Annotated in this window: 15 protein-coding genes and 1 tRNA gene; 8 read left to right on the forward strand and 8 right to left on the reverse strand. The window is 38.3% G+C overall.

Annotated features, from left to right (window positions below; translation table 11 throughout):
• Nucleotides 1-12: 12 nt before the first annotated feature.
• Genes CWD90_RS03555 through CWD90_RS22970 form a run of 5 tightly spaced genes read left to right on the forward strand, consistent with a single transcriptional unit; the run spans nucleotide 13 to nucleotide 3659 of the window.
• Nucleotides 13-1077 carry a DUF4405 domain-containing protein gene (locus CWD90_RS03555; RefSeq protein WP_157941152.1) on the forward strand — a complete coding sequence of 355 codons (1065 nt, stop codon included), beginning with the start codon at nucleotides 13-15 and terminating at the stop codon, nucleotides 1075-1077.
• Nucleotides 1055-1414: a cupin domain-containing protein gene (locus CWD90_RS03560; RefSeq protein ID WP_103474542.1), complete on the forward strand. Its 360-nt coding sequence runs from the start codon at nucleotides 1055-1057 to the stop codon at nucleotides 1412-1414. Before CWD90_RS03555 ends, CWD90_RS03560 begins: the two co-directional genes overlap by 23 nt.
• A complete protein-coding gene (gene fabF / locus CWD90_RS03565; RefSeq protein WP_103474543.1) occupies nucleotides 1411-2673 on the forward strand; it encodes a beta-ketoacyl-ACP synthase II in 1263 nt (420 codons plus the stop codon). The genes CWD90_RS03560 and fabF overlap by 4 nt, the downstream gene beginning before the upstream one ends.
• Complete coding sequence (bshB1, locus tag CWD90_RS03570) at nucleotides 2663-3379, forward strand: bacillithiol biosynthesis deacetylase BshB1 (protein ID WP_103474544.1); 717 nt, start codon at nucleotides 2663-2665, stop codon at nucleotides 3377-3379. Before fabF ends, bshB1 begins: the two co-directional genes overlap by 11 nt.
• A gap of 7 nt (nucleotides 3380-3386) precedes the next feature.
• Nucleotides 3387-3659 carry an aspartate/glutamate racemase family protein gene (locus tag CWD90_RS22970; RefSeq protein ID WP_157941153.1) on the forward strand — a complete coding sequence of 91 codons (273 nt, stop codon included), beginning with the start codon at nucleotides 3387-3389 and terminating at the stop codon, nucleotides 3657-3659.
• Nucleotides 3660-3762: 103 nt separating this feature from the next.
• Here the strand turns inward: CWD90_RS22970 and CWD90_RS03580 are convergent.
• The 7 genes from CWD90_RS03580 to CWD90_RS03610 all read right to left on the reverse strand — a co-directional run bounded on the left by CWD90_RS03580 (nucleotide 3763) and on the right by CWD90_RS03610 (nucleotide 9919).
• Nucleotides 3763-3837: transfer RNA gene (locus CWD90_RS03580), tRNA-Val, on the reverse strand.
• A 96-nt stretch (nucleotides 3838-3933) separates the two neighbouring features.
• Nucleotides 3934-5145, reverse strand: coding sequence for a bifunctional folylpolyglutamate synthase/dihydrofolate synthase (locus CWD90_RS03585; protein WP_103474545.1), 1212 nt, complete (start codon nucleotides 5143-5145; stop codon nucleotides 3934-3936).
• Nucleotides 5146-5266: 121 nt separating this feature from the next.
• Entirely contained in the window at nucleotides 5267-6172 is a 906-nt protein-coding gene (locus tag CWD90_RS03590; protein ID WP_103474546.1) for an energy transducer TonB, read from the reverse strand.
• Nucleotides 6172-6558, reverse strand: coding sequence for an ExbD/TolR family protein (locus CWD90_RS03595; RefSeq protein WP_103440935.1), 387 nt, complete (start codon nucleotides 6556-6558; stop codon nucleotides 6172-6174). The genes CWD90_RS03590 and CWD90_RS03595 overlap by 1 nt, the downstream gene beginning before the upstream one ends.
• 10 nt (nucleotides 6559-6568) lie before the next feature.
• The gene (locus CWD90_RS03600; RefSeq protein WP_103474547.1) at nucleotides 6569-7261 is read right to left on the reverse strand and encodes a MotA/TolQ/ExbB proton channel family protein; all 693 of its coding nucleotides are present in this window, start codon (nucleotides 7259-7261) and stop codon (nucleotides 6569-6571) included.
• A gap of 50 nt (nucleotides 7262-7311) precedes the next feature.
• Nucleotides 7312-8676, reverse strand: a complete 1365-nt coding sequence (gene nhaD, locus CWD90_RS03605) for a sodium:proton antiporter NhaD (protein WP_103474548.1) — start codon at nucleotides 8674-8676, stop codon at nucleotides 7312-7314.
• Nucleotides 8677-8692: 16 nt separating this feature from the next.
• Nucleotides 8693-9919, reverse strand: coding sequence for a Glu/Leu/Phe/Val dehydrogenase dimerization domain-containing protein (locus CWD90_RS03610; RefSeq protein ID WP_103474549.1), 1227 nt, complete (start codon nucleotides 9917-9919; stop codon nucleotides 8693-8695).
• 240 nt (nucleotides 9920-10159) lie between these two features.
• On the opposite strand from CWD90_RS03610, the gene CWD90_RS03615 reads away from it, so the two are divergent.
• The 3 genes from CWD90_RS03615 to CWD90_RS03625 all read left to right on the forward strand — a co-directional run bounded on the left by CWD90_RS03615 (nucleotide 10160) and on the right by CWD90_RS03625 (nucleotide 17591).
• A complete protein-coding gene (locus CWD90_RS03615; protein ID WP_103474550.1) occupies nucleotides 10160-11302 on the forward strand; it encodes an acyl-CoA dehydrogenase in 1143 nt (380 codons plus the stop codon).
• Between the two features lie 306 nt (nucleotides 11303-11608).
• Nucleotides 11609-16117 carry a glutamate synthase large subunit gene (gltB, locus tag CWD90_RS03620; RefSeq protein ID WP_103474551.1) on the forward strand — a complete coding sequence of 1503 codons (4509 nt, stop codon included), beginning with the start codon at nucleotides 11609-11611 and terminating at the stop codon, nucleotides 16115-16117.
• Between the two features lie 7 nt (nucleotides 16118-16124).
• Complete coding sequence (locus CWD90_RS03625) at nucleotides 16125-17591, forward strand: glutamate synthase subunit beta (protein WP_103474552.1); 1467 nt, start codon at nucleotides 16125-16127, stop codon at nucleotides 17589-17591.
• A gap of 289 nt (nucleotides 17592-17880) precedes the next feature.
• Here the strand turns inward: CWD90_RS03625 and CWD90_RS03635 are convergent, their stop codons facing one another.
• A complete protein-coding gene (locus CWD90_RS03635; RefSeq protein WP_103474554.1) occupies nucleotides 17881-19353 on the reverse strand; it encodes a DUF1501 domain-containing protein in 1473 nt (490 codons plus the stop codon).
• Nucleotides 19354-19356 lie beyond the last annotated feature (3 nt).

A 19356-nucleotide genomic window follows, 5' to 3' on the forward strand; every position in this document is an offset into this window, starting at 1 on the left:
ACCTTAATAATCATGAATAGGAAATTATTAGGCAGCATATTAATTATAACATTTATAATTCTCACATTCTCTGGGTTGTTAATGTACTTTCTTCCTTTTGAGAAAAGTACAGCATCACTGCACACTTTTTTTGCTTTACTATTTATATTAGGAATGGTGTTTCACATTATAAATAACAAAAGACCTTTGTCTAATTATATAAGTGGTAAAAACCAAAAAAGGTTTAAAAAGTTTCAAAGTCCATTTATCTTTTCAATTATTATTTTGCTATCTCTAGGTGTTTATTTTGATACTCCAATATTAAATTCAGTTTACAATTGGGGAAACGAAATGAGAAACAATCAAATAGGTAAAACTGAAGAAACTTTTGACTATCAAATAATAGAATTAGAAAAAAAATTAGGAAGTCATGAAATTGCCATTGAATTAAAAAAAGGAAAAGGATTTCAATATCCTTTGTTTGCTGTTTGGGCTGAAGACTCGATAGGTAACTATATAGAAACCTTATATATCTCTAGAGTAATTTCGTCGAGTACTTTTGATTTTGGAAAAAAAGTTGATGATAAATGGAAGTCTGCAATTGTAAGACGTCCAGAGGCACTGCCCTATTGGTCACATAAAAGAGGTATAAAAGCTTCAGATGGCCTTTTTGTGCCGCTCAATAACGCATTTGATTTAGACGCGGTCTCTGGAGCCACCGCAACAAGTAATTTCATAGTAAAATCAAAAGGTAATTTAAATAAAAACAGTAAATATAAGATTTTTGTAGAGGTAAATCAATCCTATGATTGGAATGAATATTATAGTGAAAATAGGTTTCCTAATGATTTAATTTACTCTGGGACTGGGCAAGTAGGACAACCGTCCTTGATTTATAAGGCTGAAATTAATTCCGATGAATTTAAGACAACTCCTCACTATGTCATGACTTTGATTGGACACGGTCATCATTCGGGCAAAAATGGCGATTTGTATACAGATTTAAAAAATATCACAACCGCAAAAACAATTGTGGATAGAATAATTATATTAATTAAAAAAAGTAAAGCAAACTATGAATACAATAAACATAAATAGCAAATTTGAGCTAATTAATGACTTATGGACGCCAAGAGTTCTAACAGAATTAAACGGGCAGCAAGTCAAAATATCTAAAGTAAAAGGTGAATTTGTTTGGCATGATCATAAAAACGAAGATGAATTATTCATAATCCTAAAAGGTTCTTTGAAAATGATGTTTAGGGATCGCACAGAGATAGTCAAAGAAGGTGAAATGATTATGGTTCCTAAAGATGTAAAGCACAAACCCGTTGCTGAAGATGAAGTTTGGATGATGCTCATTGAGCCAAAAAACATCGAACATACAGGAGATGTTAAATCTCACTTAACAATAGATAATTACGAAAACATATGATAAAGCAACTAAATAGAGTTGTTGTTACTGGAATGGGTGCAATTACACCTATTGGTAATTCTTTAAATGAGTTTTGGGATAATCTACTTGCAGGTAAAAGCGGTGTAGATTCCATCACTAAATTTGATACGACCCATTTTAAAACAAAGTTTGCTGCAGAGGTAAAGGGTTTTGACCCAAATAACTATTTTGAAAGAAATGAAGCCAGGAAATACGATTTGTTTACTCAATATGCTATAGCCGCTTCAGACGAAGCAATTCAACACGCTGCTTTAGACTTTGATAAACTTAATAGAAATAAAATTGGTGTCATATGGGGATCAGGAAATGGTGGCATTTTAACTTTTCAGGAACAAGTGGAAGATTTTGTAAATAATGATAGAAAACCAAGATTCAACCCTTATTTTATTCCGAAAATAATTGCAGATATTCCTTCAGGAGTAATCTCTATTCGAAACGAATTAAGAGGCTTGAATTTTTCAACTATATCAGCATGTGCTTCTTCTAATAATGCCATAATAGACGCTTGTAATTATATTCGTTTGGGTAAAGCCAATATCATTATTACTGGAGGTTCTGAAGCACCAATCAATGAAAGCGGAATGGGAGGTTTTAATGCCTCTAGAGCACTTTCTACATTTAATGAAAACCCACAATTAGCCTCCCGTCCATTTGATGTGAACAGAGATGGGTTTGTTATGGGAGAAGGTGCTGGAGCTTTAGTCCTTGAGAGCCTAGAGTCTGCCATAAATAGAGGTGCTACTATTATTGCAGAAGTAGTTGGTACCGGTATGGCAGGTGATGCCTATCATTTAACGGGGACACATCCTGATGGTGAAGGCGCCTATTTAGGGATGCTTGACGCATTAGAAGATGCAAATATAGGTCCTGATGAAATTGATTATGTAAACGCCCATGCTACTTCTACAGCCATGGGAGATGAAAGTGAATTAAAAGCAGTTGAGCGTGTTTTCGGTACAAGAAAAGAGTTAAGTATAAGTGCAACTAAATCAATGACAGGACATCTATTAGGTGCAGCTGGAGCAATAGAAGCTATTATTTGTATAAAAACAATACAAGACAGTTTAATACCACCTACAATAAATACAAAAGAAATAGAACCAGATTTTGTTGGAAAATTCAATCTCACATTACAAAATTCTGAAAAGAAAGAGGTGAAATATGCTTTGAATAATACATTTGGTTTTGGTGGACATATAGCTTCAACTATTTTTAAAAAATATAAAGATGAATCTTAAAAAGGTAGATATATTAGCTTTTGGAGCACACCCAGACGATGTAGAATGTGCGGCTTCAGGAACTTTATTGAAGCACATAGCAACGGGAAGAAAGGTAGCAATCATTGATTTAACTGCAGGAGAATTAGGAAGCTATGGCGGTGCAGAAATAAGGTTGACAGAATCCAATGAGGCATCCAAAATATTAGGGATCTCCATAAGAGAACAGCTTGGAATAAAAGATGGTGCCATTGCAAACAATGAAGAAAACCGGCTGTTATTAATTGAGGCTATTCGGCGATATCAACCAGATATTGTTTTAGCAAATGCTTTATATGACAACCATCCAGATCATGCCGCCGCAGCAAAGTTAGTTGCAGATGCTTCTTTTCTATCTGGTTTAAAAAAAATAAAAACGCAAGATTTTGGCAAGAACCAATCGAAATGGCGACCTAAGGTTGTCTATCATTATATTCAAGATCAGTTTATAGCACCGGACTTTGTCATTGACATAAGTGAGCATATAGAGATGAAGTTACAATCCATCAAAGCTTATAAATCACAATTTGTATTACCAAAAGATATGAATCCTAATTCTATAATAGGTTTGCAAGACCAGATACTAAGCATGAATAGTATTTATGGTCGACCCATAAACGCCCGATATGCAGAAGGATTTAATGTAAACAGATATATTGGCGCTGATAATTTTTATCAATTAGAATAAACTAGATATGAAGAAAATAGACATCGTTGGAGGCATAAGCTGGACCTCAACATTAGATTATTATAAATATATTAATGAAGGTATCAATCAAAAACTTGGTGGACTTAACTCTGCAGAGTTGATGATATATTCTTTAAACTATTATGAATACCAGAAACTTGATAACGAACCCTATACCGATGCAGCTTTAAATTTGTTACTAAATGCCGCAAAAAAATTAAAAGAGGCCGTGAAAAATGTAGAATTCTTCCTTTATAGATTGACAACAATATTTGCATAAACACAACAATTGATCCTGATCCTATAAAATTGTTTATAAATAGTTTATAAGCTCAAAAACAAAAAAGGCTCCCAATTTCTTGGAAGCCTTGTCTTTGTTACCGTGGGCCCTACTGGGTTCGAACCAGTGACCCCCTGCTTGTAAGGCAGGTGCTCTGAACCAGCTGAGCTAAGAGCCCCATTAATCAGTATGTAAATTCGATTCTTGATTTCTCCAGAAGCGAGTGCAAATATAGTATAGTTTTTAATTTTCCCAAAGGAAAAAATAGAAAAATTTAGACAATTTCTGCTACAACAAAAGTACTCCCTCCTACAAACACAAAATCAGTACTTTTAGCAACACTTAATGCCGATTTAAGCGCTTCATTTACAGATGAATAAGCCAATCCGTTCAAGCCATATTCCATTGCCCGAGTTTTAAGCACAACCTCATCCAAACCTCTTTGAATATTAGGTTTGCAAAAATAATAATGGGCTTTTTTAGGAAAAAGGGGTAAAATCTGCTCCAAATTCTTGTCCTTAACAAATCCAATTACCAAATGTAGATCCGTAAATTCCTGTTCCTTAATTTGATCTACTACAATGGTCAATCCTTCTGTATTGTGGGCCGTATCACAAACAACTGTTGGATTCTTGCCCAGAAATTGCCATCTACCCAACAATCCCGTATTTTCTGAAACCTTCATTAAGCCATCGGAAATATGTTTTTCACTAATATTAAAACCTTTTAATTCCTTAATACTAGCCACCACCCCCTTAACATTTTTGTTCTGGTAACTCCCCAACAAAGAAGTTTTAAAGTTTCCTGGAATTACTTCGCCTGCAAAAATTATTTTCGCCCTTCTTTCGTTGGCCACAGTAGTAAAAACAACTGCAGTCTCTTCTTGAAGTTCACTTATCACCACGGGTACCCCAGGCTTAATTATTCCAGCCTTTTCGTAAGCTATTTTGGCTATGGTATCCCCCAACAATTCTACATGATCGTAGCCTATATTTGTAATCAACGAGACCTCGGGAGTAATTATATTGGTTGAATCCAAACGTCCACCAAGCCCGACTTCAACAATGGCAATATCTATTTTATCTTTTTCAAAGTATTGAAACGCCATTCCAACAGTCATTTCAAAAAACGAAAGGTCATGGGCTTTTAAAAAAAGGTTGTTTTCCCTAATAAAATCAACAACAAATTTTTTACTTACAGGCTTACCATTAATTCTGATCCGCTCTCTAAAATCCTTTAAATGGGGTGAGGTATACAATCCTACCTTATACCCAGCTTCCTGTAAAATAGAAGCCAGCATATGACTACTGGAACCTTTGCCGTTGGTCCCCGCCACATGTATACTTTTAAATTTTCGTTCAGGATGGCCCAAATAGGCCGACAGAGCAAGTATATTATCCAATTTACCCTTAAATGCAGAAATTCCCTTTTGTTGGTACATGGGTAGTTGTGCAAACATCCATTCCAAAGTTTCCTGATAGGTCATTTATTATTGTCTGTTGAAGTTAGAACAAAGTGTTGAAACAATACCATCACTGCACTTTAATAGCAATTGAAAAACGTAAAAATTAGTTTAGGAAATAAATCTAGGGCATTGTAGAAAAAATTTATTCGCCCAATTTAAAATTCACTACTACAAAACCAACTTGTTGGCTAGGAGCATTGGAATCCAAATTCCATTGGTGCATAAAAGCCGTTTTCTTTGCGGGTTCCATTAGGCAGGGATGCGTATTGGTAGATCCTTTTTGCCCAGGTTCAGCACTAATCACCTTTCCATTTCGGTCCACTATAATTTTAACAACTACCCTTCCTTCTTCATTACATTCCTGCTGAACCTTCCCTTTGTTCACCAAGGATCGTCCATTAAGTCCATAACCTCCAGTACCAGTACCACTACCAGACCCAGGACTACCGTAATAACTGGTTGCATAGGGGTCTCCGTCCGGCTGACCCTTATCTCCTGCCTTATTATCATCGCCCTCGCCACCAGAAGCCGTTCCTTCGGACTTATTAATACCCCCGATCAACTCATCGAGCTTATTCTTTTTTGCCTGTTGTTCCTTACGAACCTTTTCTTCAGCTTCCTTCTTCTCGCGAGCAACCCGTTCCGCTTCGGCCTGTGCCTTTTTGACGGCCTCATCTGCCTTGCGCTTGACTTCTTGCTGTTGCTTTATTTTTATGGATTCCTCACTTTCCTGGGTAAGTAATTTTTCGGCAGGTTTCTCCTTAGCTACCTTTTCCTCAGGCACCTCTTCTACCACTTCTTCCACCTTCTCCTCTTGAACCTTTGGCTCTTTGATAGGGGTATTAAGGGGTTCTGATTTAATTTTTTCTTTAGGCTGCACCCTACCACTACCAAAATCGGTTGTACCAAAATTGACAGAAATGCCATTTTCTATTGGAGGATCTAAATAAGTGAGTCCAATGTAAAAAAGCAATAGCAATAGCACACTTAGCAGAATTGTGGTAAGTGTAAAAGATTTTTTCTCGTGTCTCGTGTTAAGTAATGACATTAATTTGGTCGCACTGCCAAAATAACCTTATAATTATTTCTATTGGCAATATCCATAACGTTTACTGCCTCTTTTATGGCAACGCTCTCTTCTGCCCTAAGAATAATAGTAGGCTTCTCTTGTCCTTTTAGTGCCTTTTTTAATTCAATTTCTATATATTGTCCGTTAATCTTCTCGCTGTTTACAAAATATTCCAAATTCTTATTAATGCTTACCGATACGTTTTGGGTATTGGTAGATTTACCTTTTGCTTTGGGCAACAACAGATCCAACGCATTGGGCGAATTAGCAGTCAGCATAAAGAAAATAAGCAATAAGAATACTATGTCCGTCATGGAGGACATGCTAAAATCTGGACTAACTTTATTTCTACCTTTTAGTTTCATTTGTTATGTTCTAAAGAGGTTCGTTCAATAAATCTAAAAATTCTACCGCATTTGCCTCCATTTTATGAACCACCTTATCCGTTCTGTTCACCAAATGATTATAACCTATATAAGCAATAATACCTACGATAAGCCCAGCTACAGTCGTGGTCATGGCCGTATAAATACCTGAGGCCAAGGAACCCATTTCTGCTTGCCCGCCACTGGATGCCATTTGATGGAATGCCAAAATCATACCAATTACTGTTCCTAAAAATCCGATCATTGGTGCTGCTCCCGCCACAGTAGCCAGAACACTAACATTTTTTTCCAATTTATAAACTTCAAGGGTACCCGCATTTTCAATAGCTGTATTAATATCGTCCAAAGGTTTTCCTATTCTGGATATTCCCTTTTCTGTTAACCTGGCCACTGGTGAATCTGTTTGTGCACACAATATTTTGGCCGCCTCCAATTTTCCATTGGTAATGTGATCCCGTATCTGGTTCATAAAATTGCTATCTATTTTAGAAGCTGCTTTTATAGCAAAAATGCGTTCAAAATAAATATACAATGCCACAAATAGCATTACAAACAAAACACTAATAATCAAGATACTCCCTGTACCGCCATTTACTATTAAATCTATAACAGAAAGTGTCTTTTCCTCAGACACAACTCCCTCTAATCCTGCCTCTTGAGCAAGGTCTTGTATCAATAACATATATATATCTTTATTTAAGTTGCCTTAATAACGGTCTTTTGTCTATTAAATTATGCGTTTAACACTAAATTTCTAATTAAAATAAATCCAATGGCACCTGCAGCAAATCCTAGGAAAGCCAACCATGCTATTTTCTTGAAATACCAAAAGAAATCTATTTTTTCCATTCCCATGGCTACAACACCAGCTGCAGAACCAATTATCAACATACTTCCTCCTGTTCCTGCCGAATAAGCTATGAAATGCCAAACTGGATCATCCATTCCTACGGAGAACATTCCAATACTAGCCGCTACCAGCGGCACATTATCTATCACAGCAGAACCAACACCAAGGAAAAGGACCACCAAATCCGATACCAATTCTCCCCCAGACTCGGTTCCCAACATAGGCATTACCTCATCCAAAGTTCCTGCAAAATGGAACAGCATGCCCAGAGATTCCAAAGCTGCTACCGCCATTAAAATGCCCAAGAAAAAAAGAATACTGGGTAATTCAATTTTGGAAAGCGATTTGTGCACCGGACTGTGATGTGCTTCTGCCTCACTTTCACCATCTATATTGGAAATACTGAATTTAGAACTACTATAAATTTCTGCAAATGTAGCTACCAATGCCAAAGAAAGCATCATCCCTACGTATGGAGGCAAATGGGTTATTGTCTTAAAAAAGGGAACAAAAATAATAGACCCTAATCCCAAATAAAGCATTGTAGCCCCATATTTAGTTTTACTGGGCTCAATTTCTTCCAGATCACTTTCTATATTTCCCGAAAATGCCTTATACCTGCTGGCAATAAAAGTTGGCACTACCATGCATATAATGGAAGGTACAAGTACATGTTCTATTAATTGTGCTGCAGAGACTTTATTGGCAATCCACAACATGGTAGTAGTAACATCACCAATTGGTGACCAGGCACCTCCCGCATTGGCCGCAATGATTATCATACCTGCAAACCAAAGTCTGGTTTCCCTAACCTTAATTACCTTTTGCAGAATTGTAATCAATACAATTGTTGCGGTAAGATTATCAATAATCGCAGACAATATAAATGCCAAAATAGCGAACAACCAAAGTAATTTCCTTTTACTCTTCGTTTTTATAAATCCTTTAATCGTGGCAAAACCATCAAAATAATCTATTATTTCCACAATAGTCATCGCCCCCAGAAGGAACACCAATATTTCTGCAGTTTTACCAAGATGATGTAATAAAATTTCATCTATATGCGTAGGCTCCAACTCCCTGAGCTCAGCATTAACCTCAAAAACCGGCATATGAGCCAAAGCTATAACTGCCCATAAAAGAGCCATCATAGCCAATGCGGGGATTAATTTATCTATCTTAAGGTTGTGCTCCAGGGTTATTGCCAAGTAACCGGCAACGAATAAAATAATAATAATGGTCTCCATACTATTAATGGTTAAGTTAAATTAATTGTTTTAATGCAATCTCAAATCCGGTTTTACTGAGATTGACTTTTGAATTATTTTGGTTAAATATATTTAAAATTGCGCTTCTAATGGTATTCGAGGTATCATTAAAAATAAGTTCGTCATCCATAGCCACCCGACCTTCCATAAAATAGGCAAAAACTCTGGCCATGCCACAATTGGAAATAAAATCGGGAATTAAACTTACCCTCTCGTCCGTATATTCCATAATAGAACCAAAAAATATTTCCTTATCCGCAAAGGGCACATTGGCTCCACAACTTATAACCTCCAAGCCAGTATTGATCATTCGTGATATCTGATCTTTGGTTACCAATCTGGAAGCGGCACAGGGAACAAAAATCTCTGCCGGCAAATTCCAAATTCTTTCATTGATTTCAGAAAATGGCATAATATTGTCCGCAAAAAGAGTATTCCCCTTTTTATTCAAAAAAAATGACCGAATTTCCTCGACCGAATATCCCTTTTCATTAATCACTCCACCAGCCCTATCAATAATCCCCACCACCTTTGCTCCCATTTGGGACAAATAGAATGCCGCTGCGGAACCTACATTACCAAACCCTTGCACAATAGCCCTTTTTCCTTCTATCTTACCACCGTGGATGTCATAAAAATGTTTCACCGCTTCCGCAACTCCATAACCGGTTATCATATCAGCTACGGTAAACTTACGTGATAATTGTGGTGAATATTGACTACTCTCCAAGACCTTGATCACACCCAATCGCAATTGGCCTATCCTATTTATTTTATCCGCTTCTGTTGGTTTAAAATGACCATTAAAAACACCCTCCTGAGGATGCCAGACCCCAGCGTCCTCCGTTATGGGGATTACTTCATGGATCTCATCAACATTTAAATCCCCTCCAGTACCGTAATAACTTTTTAACAAAGGTGCCACGGCATGGTACCATCTTTTAAGCACCCCCAATTTCCTTGGGTCGTTAGGGTCAAAATTAATACCGGATTTTGCCCCTCCAATTGGAGGCCCAGAAACCGTAAACTTTACCTCCATTGTTTTTGCCAAAGACAGGACCTCGTTTAAATCCAATCCTTCCCTCATTCGAGTACCGCCACCTGCAGCCCCACCACGCAGTGAATTAATAACTGTCCACCCTTCTGCTTCTGTCTCTGGATCTTTCCAGTTAAAAACAATTTCAGGGGCTTTGTTTTCATATATTTTTAACAACTCTTTCATTATACTTTACAATTAAACTATTAGAATCCACTAGTATTAATCCGGACTTTTCAAATCCTTGGGTATATATTACCACCGTAACTAATGTTGTCTCATAATTGTTAAGTTCCTATACAGATAAAAAAGTATTCAACCGAACAAATATAAAAATATAGATTAGGTTTTAATGTTTTTATTCTCCATTATTATTCCATCGTATACTCGTATATTTGTAATATTCTCACTATTTTATTAAAACACATGGATTTTACGCTTTCGGAAGAACAGATAATGATACAGCAGGCGGCAAGGGATTTTGCTCAAAATGAATTACTGCCCGGAGTTATAGAAAGAGACGATGCCCAAAAATTCCCTGGCGAACAGGTAAAACAAATGGCGGAATTAGGTTTCTTGGGAATGATGGTGGACCCTAAATACGGGGGAAGTGGTTTGGACACTATTTCATATGTACTTGTTATGGAAGAACTTTCCAAAATTGATGCCTCAGCTTCCGTAATTGTATCTGTCAACAATTCTTTGGTATGTTGGGGGCTGGAAACTTTTGGCAACGAAGAGCAAAAAGAAAAATATTTAAGCCGATTATCTACTGGACAGAGTCTAGGGGCATTTTGTCTATCCGAACCAGAGGCAGGTAGCGATGCCACTTCCCAAAAAACAACAGCTCTGGACAAGGGCGATCATTACATCTTAAACGGAACCAAAAACTGGATTACCAATGGAAACTCCGCCGACATCTATTTAGTGATTGCACAAACGGATATTTCAAAAGGACACAAGGGAATAAACGCATTAATAGTAGAAAAAAACGCCCCTGGTTTTGAGATTGGCCCCAAAGAAAATAAACTGGGCATACGAGGCAGCGACACCCACTCCCTAATCTTTAACGATGTTAAGGTCCCGAAAGAAAATAGAATTGGCGAAGATGGATTTGGATTTAAATTTGCCATGAAAACACTCGCTGGAGGACGAATAGGAATAGCGGCACAGGCATTAGGTATTGCCGCAGGCGCTTATGAACTGGCCCTTAAATACTCTAAAGAACGAAAAGCCTTTGGTACCGAGATCAGCAATCACCAGGCCATCGCCTTTAAACTAGCGGATATGCACGTCCAAATTGAAGCGGCAAGGCATTTGGTATACAAAGCTGCCTGGGATAAGGACCAAGGAAATAACTATGATCTATCGAGTGCTATGGCCAAGCTCTATGCCTCCCAGGTAGCCATGGACACCACCATAGAGGCAGTACAAATTCACGGTGGCAATGGCTTTGTAAAGGACTACCATGTGGAAAGAATGATGCGGGATGCCAAAATAACGCAGATTTATGAAGGCACATCTGAAATACAAAAAATAGTAATTTCAAGAAGTATTTTAAAAAAATAACCATAGTATCCCCTGTTTTTTAAGGGGTAATAACCAAATAAATTTAAATAATATAACAAGACCCCCTTCACTTAATAGGGTGTTTGGTAAAAAAAACCTAATTTACATTATTAACCCCCTATTAATAGGAAAAACATCAGTATTAAAACCTTAATATTGAGGAAATCCCAATTTAATAGGCTCAAATATCAGAATATGCATTTTTTTTAACGTTGAATTATAAACGTTGAATTTCTTACACACTATTTGACATTGCACTGCATTAAATGCAAATATTTTGATATTTTTGAATAAATATGATAATTTATGAAGCTGAGAAAACAAGGATTGTACCTACCGGAATTTGAACATGATAACTGTGGCGCAGGATTTATTTGTAGTCTTAAAGGAAAAAAGTCGAATGATATTATTCATAAGGCTCTAGAAATATTAGAAAAATTAGAGCACAGGGGAGCAGTAAGTTCCGATGGTAAAACCGGTGATGGTGCAGGGATTCTTATAGATATCCCACACGACTTTTTCCAAGACGTGTGCAGCTTTGAGCTTCCCCAACCTGGCAGTTACGCCGTAGGAAATGTGTTTTTACCCCAAAAAGAAAACCAAAGGGACTACTGCATTGAGGTTTTCGAATCCAATATTAAAAAACAAGGTTTAAAATTATTAGGATGGAGAGATGTTCCTGTCAATAGATCCATTCCAGGAAGAATAGCAGCGGAAACCGAACCATTCCTGAAACAATTATTTGTAGCACGGGAAAACGACGAACAGGACTTCTTCCACTTTAATTTAAAATTGTTCATAGCTAGGAAGGTTACAGAACATACCATCAATGCTTCTAAACTATCCGAAAGCAAATTTTTCTATGTTCCAAGTCTTTCAACCAAAATCATCATCTTCAAAGGGCTCCTTATGCCAGAAGATATCAGTTTATACTACAAAGACCTTATGGACCCAAGGGTAGTAACCCGTTTAGCCCTGGTTCATCAAAGATTTTCCACCAACACTTTCCCAACTTGGGATTTGGCCCAGCCATTCCGCTATATGTGCCACAATGGGGAAATAAATACCCTTAGAGGCAACGTATCAAGAATGCTCTCTAGGGAAGAGTTAATGAAGAGCGATTGGTTTGGGGATGAAATAAAAAATATCATCCCGATCATATTACCTGGAAAGTCGGATTCGGCCACCATGGATATGGTTGTAGAACTATTGTTAATGACAGGAAGGTCGTTACCAGAGGTAATGATGGTACTGGTACCTGAAGCTTGGGAGAAAAACAATGAAATGTCCGAAGCCAAAAAAGCCTTCTATGAATATCACTCTTGTTTAATGGAACCTTGGGACGGACCTGCCTCCATACCTTTCACCGACGGAAACTACATTGGTGCTGTATTGGACAGAAACGGTTTACGCCCATCAAGATATTCGGTAACTAAAGACGGTTATGTTATTATGTCCTCAGAAGTTGGGGTTGTGGATCTTGAACCAGAAAACATTGAATTGCACGGACGATTGGAACCGGGAAAAATGTTCTTGGTAAACATGGAAGAGGGCCGTATTATTAACGATGAGGAAATTAAAGAAAAAATTGCGCTAAAGTATCCCTATAAAAAATGGTTGGACAAAAATTTGGTCCACCTTAAGGACATTCCTTATAATGATTGCCCACTCTTCTTAAACGAAGCTTCTGTACAAAAAAGAAAGGCCATATTTGGATATACCCTAGAAGATATAAACACTATTATTCTTCCCATGGGAAAAACGGCAAAAGAGCCACTTGGATCTATGGGATCCGATACGCCAATAGCTGTTCTTTCCGAACGCCCACAATTAATTTACAATTATTTTAAGCAATTATTCGCACAAGTTACCAATCCTCCCTTGGATGGTATCCGCGAAGAACTTATTACAGATATCAGCTTAACCCTAGGTAGCGATCAAAATATTTTTGAATTCTCCGAACTTCACTGTAGAAAATTGAAGATTCAAAATCCCGTCATATCCAAAGAGGATTTGGATAAGATAAAAAATTATGATTCCAGCCCGGACTACAAAGTAGTTTCCATTTCCATGCTTTATGATATAGAAAAAGGACACAACGGTCTGGAAGATGCATTGGAATCTATATTAAACCAAGCAGAACAGGCTATTGATGATGGCGCAAATATTATTATACTATCAGATAGAAATGTAAGTAAGGAAAAAGCGCCTATTCCTGCTGTTTTGGCCTGTTCATTTGTTAACAGCGGGTTACAACGATTGGGGAAACGTTCCAAATTGAGCGTTATTATTGAATCTGCCGAGCCAAGAGAAGTACATCATTTTGCTTTATTATTTGGCTTCGGGGCAAGTGCAATAAACCCTTATTTGGTAAACGAAATAATTGCAGAGCAAATTAAAGAACACGATATTACCGAATACACTTTTGAAGAAGCCATCAACAACTACAATAAAGCTGTTGGCAAGGGTGTTCTCAAGGTAATGAACAAAATTGGAATTTCTACCCTCAACTCATACCGAGGTTCCCAATTATTCGAATGTATTGGAATCAATACCAAGGTAGTAGACAAATACTTCCCTAACACTCCAACTAGGATACAGGGGATTGGACTTTATGAAATAGAGAAAGAAATTGCAAAACGTCATGGTAAAGCATATTTGGATAAAGAAATTGCTGCCAATTTAGATTTAGAAATTGGCGGACAATATCGTTGGAGAAGGGATGGAGAAAAACACCTTTTCAATCCATTAAGTATTGCCAAACTTCAAAAAGCAGTTCGAAACAACGAACCAGAATCCTATAAGGAATTTGCCCAAATGGTAAATGAACAAACCAAGGATCTGATGACTATTCGTGGGTTGTTCGAATTCTCCAATTACGACCCTATTCCGTTGGAGGAAGTTGAACCATGGACAGAAATAGTAAAACGCTTTAAAACTGGCGCCATGTCCTATGGCTCCATCAGTAAGGAAGCACATGAAAATTTGGCTATAGCCATGAATAGAATTGGCGGGAAGAGTAATTCCGGCGAAGGTGGTGAGGATGCCGATCGTTTTTATAAGAATCAAACTGGGGACTGGAAAAACAGTGCCATAAAGCAAGTTGCTTCCGGAAGATTTGGGGTAACCTCCAATTATTTGACCAATGCCAAAGAAATCCAGATCAAAATGGCACAAGGTGCAAAACCTGGTGAAGGAGGCCAATTACCTGGACCAAAAGTAAATCCTTCCATTGCAAAAACCAGAAGTTCTACGCCGTATGTGGGTTTAATTTCACCCCCGCCACATCATGATATATATTCTATTGAGGATTTATCGCAATTAATATTCGATTTAAAATCTGCGAACCGTAAGGCAAGAATCAATGTGAAATTGGTTTCTGAAGTAGGTGTTGGCACCGTAGCAGCAGGTGTTTCCAAAGCCAAGGCAGATGTTATTTTAATTTCAGGCCATGATGGTGGTACAGGAGCATCTCCCTTAACCTCATTAAAGCACGCTGGACTCCCATGGGAATTAGGAATCGCCGAGGCACAACAAACCTTAGTATTGAACGATCTAAGGAACAGGGTAGTTCTGGAATGTGACGGTCAGCTAAAAACTGGAAGGGATGTAGCAATAGCCTGTTTATTGGGCGCCGAAGAATTTGGATTTGCTACAGCACCATTGGTAGCCTCAGGATGTATTATGATGCGTGTTTGTCATCTAAATACCTGTCCTGTCGGAATTGCAACACAAAATCCTGAATTGCGTAAGAAATTTGAAGGCAAGCCAGAGCACGTTGTCAACTATATGTACTTTGTAGCCGAGGAGCTTCGGGAAATAATGGCACAATTAGGCTTTAGAACCATTGAAGAAATGGTTGGACAAGTACAAAAATTGGACCGTAAAAAAGCTTTGGAACATTACAAGGCCGCCGGTATAGACCTAACACCAATTTTATATCAGGTAGATGTGCCCAAGGGGACCAAATTCTATAATACCCAAAAACAACAACACGATATTGACAAATCCATTGAGTTTGAAATTATAGAAAAAGCCCATCCTTCCCTATTTAGAAAAGAAAAAATTTCATTGGATTTCCCAATCCATAATACAGATAGAGCCGTTGGAGCTATTACAAGTAACGAAATTTCCAAAATCTACGGAGCAGAAGGACTCCCTGAAAACACCTTGAAGCTAAACTTCACGGGTTCTGCCGGACAAAGTTTTGGGGCTTTTGCAACAAAAGGCCTTACCATGATCGTCAATGGAAATACCAACGATTATTTAGGTAAGGGCTTATCCGGAGCTAAACTAATTATAAAGGTACCTTATAAATCCACCTTAAAACCAGAGGAAAACGTAATTACAGGAAACGTTACACTATATGGAGCAACTTCGGGTGAAGCCTATATTAATGGAAAAGCTGGTGAGCGTTTTTGCGTAAGAAATTCCGGAGCAAAGGCTGTCGTAGAAGGTATTGGAGATCATGGTTGTGAGTACATGACCGGAGGTATCGCCATTATCCTTGGTGAAGTAGGCAGAAACTTTGGAGCTGGAATGAGTGGTGGTATTGCCTATATCTTTGATGAGAAAAATACCTTCACAAAAAATTGCAATACAGAATCTTTAAATCTTTTAAAGGTAGAGGATGATAATGATATTGCAGAATTAAAAGGGCTTATAGAAAATCATTACAATGCCACACTTAGTCCAATTGCCCAGAGGATATTGGAGAATTGGGAAGATTATTTACCAAAATTCATCAAGATTTTCCCTGAGGAATACAAGCAGGCACTGATACGTTTAGAAAAAGAAAAATTAGAAACGATATAATCGAAATATGGGAAAGATTACAGGATTTTTGGAATTCGATAGAAAAGTAGAGGAGTACGCTCCAGTAGATAAAAGAGTTCAGAATTACAAGGAATTTACAATTCCGATGAAAGAAAAGGAGCTTAAGGATCAAGGTGCGAGATGTATGGACTGTGGTATTCCATTTTGTCATAGTGGGTGTCCTTTGGGAAATTTAATCCCTGATTTCAATGATGCAGTTTACCTTGGGAAATGGGAAAAGGCCGCAAAGATATTACACTCCACTAATAATTTCCCGGAATTCACTGGAAGATTATGCCCGGCACCTTGTGAAGAGGCTTGTGTTTTAGGTATTAATGAAGACCCGGTAAGTATAGAGAACATTGAAAAAAATATTGTTGAAACAGCTTTCAACAAAGGATGGGTCGTTGCAGAACCCCCTGCCAACCGAACTGGGAAAACTGTTGCTGTTATTGGATCGGGACCTGCAGGTCTGGCAGCAGCCCAACAATTAAATAGAGCCGGACATTTGGTTACGCTTTATGAAAGGGATGAAAAAGTTGGAGGTCTTCTACGCTATGGTATTCCAGATTTTAAGATGGAAAAGAGTATCATTGATAGAAGGGTAAAAGTATTGGTCGAAGAAGGTATTATAATTAAGACCGGTGTTAATGTGGGTATGGATATTTCAGCTACAGAACTTAAGGATCAGTTTGATGCCATTGTTCTTACCGGAGGAGCTACCGTTCGAAGAGGATTACCCATAGAAGGGTCCGACCTTAAAGGAGTTACACAAGCCATGGATTTCTTAAAACAGAATAATAAGCGTGTAGATGGCATAAAAGATCTAGGCGAAGAAATTAAGGCCACTGGGAAACACGTTGTGGTTATTGGAGGGGGAGATACCGGATCTGACTGTATTGGAACTTCCATCAGACACGGAGCTACTTCTGTAACCAATTTCGAAATTTTAGGAAAACCTCCGGTAGGCAGACCTGAAGACCAACCTTGGCCATTTTGGCCCATGCGCCTCAGAACAAGTTCTTCCCACAAAGAAGGAGTTGAGAGATTCTTCAGCATTTCCACCAAAAAATTTATCGGCGATAAAAATGGGAATCTAAAAGGACTTATTACTTCGGAAGTAGAGTGGATAACCGTACCTGGACAACGCCCTACTCTTAAGGAAGTTCCGAATACGGAAAAAGAATGGCCATGCGAATTAGCACTATTGGCAATGGGCTTTACAGGATCCGAAATGACTATCGCTGAGCAATTGGGCCTTGAGGCAGATTCCCGTACCAATATTAAAGCTAGTGAAGCAGATTATAAAACCAATGTACCAGGTATTTTTGCTGCCGGAGACCAAAGAAGAGGACAATCCTTAATAGTTTGGGCCATTTCTGAAGGTAGACAAGCCGCATACCATGCAGATACCTATCTAATGGGAACATCATATTTACCCCTAAAAGGGGAAGGAGATTTACCTAGGGTTTAACACCTTTTGTAATTACTCCTATTTACTGCTAAATCCAACCTATTAAAATGGGTTGGATTTCTTTATTTATAAAGCAAAATCTATTTGTAATACACTGGGCATATCCCTATCACTTTCAAAATAATTAAGGGACCAATCAAAATTCACTTTAACCAATCCAGGAAGCAACTTCGCCAATATTAATCTTATCCAGAGTATTTGGTTAACAGGTCTTAGCAGCAGCCAACATAATTCTACCGCCCCATGTGGTTGCCCAGACAAATTTTACACTTGCCATTGTAGCAACCAATTAGGAAAGGATGTCCTTAACTACATGTCCATGAACGTCGGTTAATCTATAGCGTCTACCTTGGTGTTTAAAGGTGAGTTTCTCATGATCCATACCCAACAAATGTAGAAGTGTAGCCTGAAAATCGTGTACATGCACTTCATTTTCTATTACGTTATAACTAAATTCATCCGTTTTCCCATAAACCATTCCGGCCTTTACCCCTGCCCCGGCCATCCACATAGTGAAGCAACCCGGATGATGATCCCTACCATAGTTATTGGCTGTTAGCCTACCTTGTGAAAAACTAGTTCGTCCAAATTCACCTCCCCATACCACAAGTGTATCTTCCAACAAACCTCGTTGTTTAAGATCTTTGATCAGGCCAGCGGTCGCTTGGTCGGTACCTAGAGCCTGCTTCTTTATACCATCAGGTAGACCACCGTGTTGATCCCAGCCCATATGATACAACTGAATAAATTTTACATCCCTTTCTGCCAACCGCCTGGCTTGCAAACAATTGGCCGCGTAAGTGCCTGGTATTCTGGCATCGTCCCCATATAATTTATAGATATGGTCTGGCTCCTCTTTAGTATCCACAGCCTCTGGTACAGAATTTTGCATCTTGTACGCCATTTCGTATTGATTAATTTTTGATTGTATCTCGGTATCCTTCCAAATATCATATTGATGACCATTTAGCTCCGATATATAATTCAAAGCCCGTCTTCGATCTTCATCATGGACTCCATGGGGGTTGTTCAAATAAAGCACAGGATCCTTGCCCGACCTAAATTGCACTCCTTGATGATGTGATGGTAAAAAACCATTGCCCCATGCCGCCGAACTTAAGGGCTGGGCTCCGCCTCCTTTAGACAATAATACTACAAAATTGGGTAAGTTTTTATTATCACTAGCCAGTCCATAACTAAGCCAAGAACCTATGGAGGGGCGCCCACTTTGCTGACTACCAGTTTGCATAAACATTACTGCAGGTTCATGGTTAATGGCATCGGTACGCATGGAGTTAATGATACACAAATCATCCACCACTTGGGCCGTATAAGGAAAAATCTCACTAACCCAGGCACCTGATTGCCCATATTGTTGAAAATCGTAAATAGACTTAACCAATGGGAACGTAGATTGACTGGATACCATACCAGAATTTCGTTGGGTTCCCTGAACCGATGGGGGTATTTCCTTTCCGTGCCATTTTGCCAATTCCGGTTTATAATCAAAGGTTTCCAATTGTGAAGGTCCGCCACTTTGAAAAAGATAGATTACCCTTTTGGCCTTTGCCGGAAAATGGGTAGTCCCTAAAACACCTCCCAAATTGTTATGTGGGGCTCCACCCAACAAATCATTCCCATAAAGGGATGAAGTAGGGCCCAACAAACTGCTCAGGGCAATAGAACCAAATCCTAAGGCCGATTTTTTCAAAAATCCCCTACGGGTATCCATAAACTCCATGTGTTTTTTAAAATCTTCCATATG

It is taken from the genome of Arenibacter catalasegens (assembly GCF_002909235.1).
Taxonomy (GTDB): domain Bacteria; phylum Bacteroidota; class Bacteroidia; order Flavobacteriales; family Flavobacteriaceae; genus Arenibacter; species Arenibacter catalasegens.

What these genes read in the sequence shown, in the direction of transcription:
- CWD90_RS03555 (WP_157941152.1), top strand. Translation starts at nt 13, where the DNA reads ATGAATAGGAAATTATTAGGCAGCATATTAATTATAACATTTATAATT.
- CWD90_RS03560 (WP_103474542.1), top strand. Translation starts at nt 1,055, where the DNA reads ATGAATACAATAAACATAAATAGCAAATTTGAGCTAATTAATGACTTA.
- fabF (WP_103474543.1), top strand. Translation starts at nt 1,411, where the DNA reads ATGATAAAGCAACTAAATAGAGTTGTTGTTACTGGAATGGGTGCAATT.
- bshB1 (WP_103474544.1), top strand. Translation starts at nt 2,663, where the DNA reads ATGAATCTTAAAAAGGTAGATATATTAGCTTTTGGAGCACACCCAGAC.
- CWD90_RS22970 (WP_157941153.1), top strand. Translation starts at nt 3,387, where the DNA reads ATGAAGAAAATAGACATCGTTGGAGGCATAAGCTGGACCTCAACATTA.
- CWD90_RS03585 (WP_103474545.1), bottom strand. Translation starts at nt 5,145, where the DNA reads ATGACCTATCAGGAAACTTTGGAATGGATGTTTGCACAACTACCCATG.
- CWD90_RS03590 (WP_103474546.1), bottom strand. Translation starts at nt 6,172, where the DNA reads ATGTCATTACTTAACACGAGACACGAGAAAAAATCTTTTACACTTACC.
- CWD90_RS03595 (WP_103440935.1), bottom strand. Translation starts at nt 6,558, where the DNA reads ATGAAACTAAAAGGTAGAAATAAAGTTAGTCCAGATTTTAGCATGTCC.
- CWD90_RS03600 (WP_103474547.1), bottom strand. Translation starts at nt 7,261, where the DNA reads ATGTTATTGATACAAGACCTTGCTCAAGAGGCAGGATTAGAGGGAGTT.
- nhaD (WP_103474548.1), bottom strand. Translation starts at nt 8,676, where the DNA reads ATGGAGACCATTATTATTATTTTATTCGTTGCCGGTTACTTGGCAATA.
- CWD90_RS03610 (WP_103474549.1), bottom strand. Translation starts at nt 9,919, where the DNA reads ATGAAAGAGTTGTTAAAAATATATGAAAACAAAGCCCCTGAAATTGTT.
- CWD90_RS03615 (WP_103474550.1), top strand. Translation starts at nt 10,160, where the DNA reads ATGGATTTTACGCTTTCGGAAGAACAGATAATGATACAGCAGGCGGCA.
- gltB (WP_103474551.1), top strand. Translation starts at nt 11,609, where the DNA reads ATGAAGCTGAGAAAACAAGGATTGTACCTACCGGAATTTGAACATGAT.
- CWD90_RS03625 (WP_103474552.1), top strand. Translation starts at nt 16,125, where the DNA reads ATGGGAAAGATTACAGGATTTTTGGAATTCGATAGAAAAGTAGAGGAG.
- CWD90_RS03635 (WP_103474554.1), bottom strand. Translation starts at nt 19,353, where the DNA reads ATGGAAGATTTTAAAAAACACATGGAGTTTATGGATACCCGTAGGGGA.